The sequence below is a fragment of the Anaerolineales bacterium genome (assembly GCA_022866145.1).
Taxonomy (GTDB): domain Bacteria; phylum Chloroflexota; class Anaerolineae; order Anaerolineales; family E44-bin32; genus PFL42.
On sequence record JALHUE010000087.1, the window covers coordinates 1 to 2,924 of the forward strand.

At 65.3% G+C, this 2,924-nt stretch carries 3 protein-coding genes; all 3 read left to right on the forward strand.

Annotated features, from left to right (window positions below; genetic code table 11):
- Nucleotides 1-254: SHOCT domain-containing protein (locus MUO23_02885; GenBank protein MCJ7511900.1), on the forward strand; the 254-nt coding region annotated here is incomplete at its 5' end.
- A gap of 202 nt (nt 255-456) precedes the next feature.
- A complete protein-coding gene (locus tag MUO23_02890; protein MCJ7511901.1) occupies nt 457-1,173 on the forward strand; it encodes a TRIC cation channel family protein in 717 nt (238 codons plus the stop codon).
- Nucleotides 1,174-1,212: 39 nt separating this feature from the next.
- Entirely contained in the window at nt 1,213-2,817 is a 1,605-nt protein-coding gene (locus MUO23_02895) for an MFS transporter (protein ID MCJ7511902.1), read from the forward strand.
- The last annotated feature ends 107 nt before the right edge of the window (nt 2,818-2,924 follow it).

Sequence of the window (2,924 nt, forward strand, 5' to 3'; positions counted from 1 at the left end):
AAATGAGACGAGCACGACGAAGGCGCATGGTTGTCGGGGCGGCGGTTGTCGGCCATGCCGCGGCTAAGAGTGGCGCCTCCCAACAGGCAGCGGCGGACCAGGCGGCTGCGCAGTCGGCAGCGCCGGCACCGGCTGCGGCCCTGGCCGAGGCGGATGTCAACACCCAGATCCAGCAGTTGGCACAAATGCACAACGCCGGTGTTTTGACCGACGCCGAGTTTGCCGCCGCCAAGGCCAAGATCCTCGGCACGTAGATCGTCCGATCTTTCCGGCGGGTGGCCGGCCCGGAGCCGCCCTCCCGCCGGAGCGCTGTCTGGCCCCCACCAGCACCCTCGGCGGGCCGTCCTGAACGGCGCCCATGGACCCCTCTCCTCCGGGGGCACGGCGGAGGGGTCTCCGAGACAACCAACCGGTTCCTACGCGAGGGCGCGCTGGCGCCCGCATGTGGATAGCACCATGGACTTCAATACCTTTCTCAACTACCTCGGCACCTGGACCATCGGCAGTTTCGTCGCCATCGATCTGATCGCGGCCACAACGAACGCCTTCAACGGAGCCATACTGGCCCACCGCCGCGATCACCGCAAGGCCTGGACAACGGTCGGGATCATCCTCATCGCCGTCATCGGCGGTATCGGCGGCGGCGTCACCCGCGATGTCCTCCTCAACGACCTGCCCAGCGCCTTGACCAATCCCTTCTATCTCATTCTGTGCTTTCTGGCAGCCATGGCGGCGCTGCGAGTGACTCGGCACCGCAGTCACTCCGAAGTGCGGCGGATATTCGACTTCATGGCGGCCTTTTCCCTTCCCTGGTATGCCATCATCGGCGCGCAGAAAGCATTGGCGGCCGATCTCCCCCTGATCGCTGTCATCCTGATTGGCGTCGTTGGCCCGACCGCCGGGCGCTATTTCATCGACTTGACCTCGGGTGTGACGCCTCAGCAGTTCACCCGCGGCGAGTGGTTCGTCGGGACGGCGGTACTGACGGTTGTCGTCTACATCATCCTCGATGCGCTCGGCCTTACGGTCTGGCCCGCCACCCTGTTGGCCTGGTTGGTGGGATTCAGCTTCCGACAAGCCTCCCTGCACTGGAAGTGGGAGGAGCCGGAACCCTGGCATGAGGAGGTTCGGATGGCAAGTGAGGCAGGACGTTCGGCCGAGCCCAGTGTCTGAGACTCTCTTTCGGTTCCAAGTCTCTTCCGAGGAAAAGAAATGACTGCTCAAGCCAGTGTCATGCCCGCAAGCGGAGAGCCCGCCAACGCGCGGCGAGTTCTTCTTACGCTCGTGATCGTAGCGGCCGTCGCCAATCTTCCGCTGGCGATGGCGAATGTCGCCCTTCCGACGATCGGCGCTTACTTTGACGCCTCCCAGACCCAGCTCAACCTGGTGGCCGTGGCGTATTCGCTCGGCCTGGCGTGTTCCGTCCTGTGGCTAGGCGCGCTCGGTGACCGCTACGGTCGCAAGATGATGGCGATCCTCGGGGTGGCACTTGCCATCCCGGCCGCGCTCGTCAGCGGCTTTGCGCCGACCATCAATGTCCTGATCTTCGGACGTCTGTTCGGCGGGTTCGCCGCCGGCATGGCTTATCCCACGACGCTGGCCCTTATCGCCGCCCTGTGGCCGCCCGGGCCGGGGCGTACGCGCTCGATCGCCATGTGGGCTGCGCTGGGCGGCGCCATTTCGGTTTCTGGACCTCTGCTTGCCGGGATTCTGCTCGAAGTGGCTAGCTGGCCGTGGGTCTTCTTCATCGTCATCCCTCTGGCCGCGCTGGCCTTGTTCATGGCGATGCGCAACATCCCGGCTCACGTCAATGAGGCGACGGAACCGGTCGACAACCTGGGGGGCATTCTCTCGGTCGTGCTCGTTGGCAGCTTCATCCTTTCCATCAACTTCCTACCGGTTCCCGCCTACCAGCAGCTCGCCGTGGGACTCCTGCTCGTGGCGCTCATCGCCGTCGTGCTGTTCGTGGTGCGGCAGCGTCGCGCGGCGAACCCGCTGTTTGACCTCAAGGTCGCCCGCCGGCCAACGTTCTGGGTGGCGGCCGTCGCGGGCATCATCATCTTCGGGTCGCTGATGGGGGCGATGTTCATCGGGCAGCAGTACATGCAGAACGTGCTTGGTTTCAACACGGTCCAGGCCGCGCTGCCGGCCCTGTTTGCGGGCGCCTTCATGATCATGGCCGCGCCGCGCTCGGCGAAGATGGTCGAGGCCAAGGGCTCCCGGCAAACGCTGCTGACGGGGTACGTCTTCATCCTGCTCGCTTTCCTGACCATGCTCTTCTTGTGGACGGAGACCGCCTCCTTCCTGGTCGTGATCCTGGCCTTCTGTCTCATCGGCGTCGGTATTGGCCTTTCCGGCACGCCCGCTTCGCGGTCGCTGACCGGCTCGGTGCCGGTGACGCGCGTGGGCATGGCCTCCGGCACGGCCGATCTGCAGCGCGACCTGGGCGGTGCGCTGTTCAACTCCCTTTTCGGCGTGCTTCTGGCGGCCGGGTACGCCGCCGCCGTGACCGCCGCCATCGCCGCCTCCCCGGAGGCTGCGCAGGTGACACCGGCCATCGCCAACCAGATGGAGATGTCTTACGCCGGCGCCCAGGCGGTGGCGGCGGAGTATCCGCAATACGCGACGCAGATCACGGAAGCAGCCAAGGAAGGCTTCCTGGCGGGGGATGATGAAGCCTACCTGGCCGGCGTCGTGGCGGTGCTGATCGGCGCGGCGTTGGTGTTCTTCTTCTTCCCGAAAGCGGAGAACGAGTTGCGTCTGGTTCAGGAATACCACACCACGGACATGGCGGCGATGGGCAAGCCAGGAGGGTAATGAGGGCGAGCGTGTCATTCCCGCGCAAGTCGAAAGACACCCGCCCTCACCCTTGGGTGCACCCTGGGTGTGCACTGAAGATGGTAGAGGGCGAAGCGGAGCGGAGT